At 66.1% G+C, this 699-nt stretch carries 1 protein-coding gene; it reads left to right on the top strand.

All coding sequences use genetic code 11. The features are described 5' to 3' along the window. A partial coding sequence (locus IB262_RS35450) for a sulfate ABC transporter ATP-binding protein (RefSeq protein ID WP_192373414.1) occupies window positions 1–699 on the top strand: 699 nt, incomplete at both ends.

Genomic DNA, 699 nt, shown 5'->3' with positions numbered 1-699 from the left:
TCGACATCCGCTCCGGCGAGCTGATCGCGCTGCTCGGCCCCTCCGGCTCCGGCAAGACGACGCTTCTGCGTCTCGTTGCCGGGCTCGAAAGCCCGACCGAAGGCACGATCTTCTTCGGCGACGAGGATGCCTCGCAAAAGACCGTGCAGGAGCGCAACATCGGCTTTGTCTTCCAGCACTATGCCCTGTTCCGCCACATGACCGTGCTCGACAACGTCGCCTTCGGCCTCAAGGTCCGCCCGTCGAACCGCAGACCGCCGTCGGCCGAGATCCGCAAGCGCGCCCTCGATCTGCTCGACCTGGTGCAGCTCTCCGGCCTCGACAAGCGCTATCCGGCGCAGCTCTCGGGCGGCCAGCGCCAGCGTGTGGCGCTCGCCCGCGCCATGGCGGTGGAACCGAACGTGCTTCTGCTCGACGAGCCCTTCGGCGCGCTCGACGCACAGGTCCGGAAAGAGCTGCGCAAGTGGCTGCGCGACATTCACGACCGCACCGGCCACACGACGATCTTCGTCACCCATGACCAGGACGAGGCGCTGGAGCTCGCCGACCGCGTCGTCGTCATGAGCAAGGGCGTGATCGAACAGGTCGGCACCCCCGACGAGATCTACGACCATCCGGTCTCGCCCTTCGTCTACGGCTTCATCGGCCAGTCGAACTGCCTCAATGTTACGCTGCAGAACGGCGAGATCTGGTTCGAGG

This window comes from Ensifer sp. ENS02, assembly GCF_014851885.1.
Taxonomy (GTDB): domain Bacteria; phylum Pseudomonadota; class Alphaproteobacteria; order Rhizobiales; family Rhizobiaceae; genus Ensifer; species Ensifer adhaerens.
This window is presented reverse-complemented; position numbering and strand designations above follow the sequence as displayed.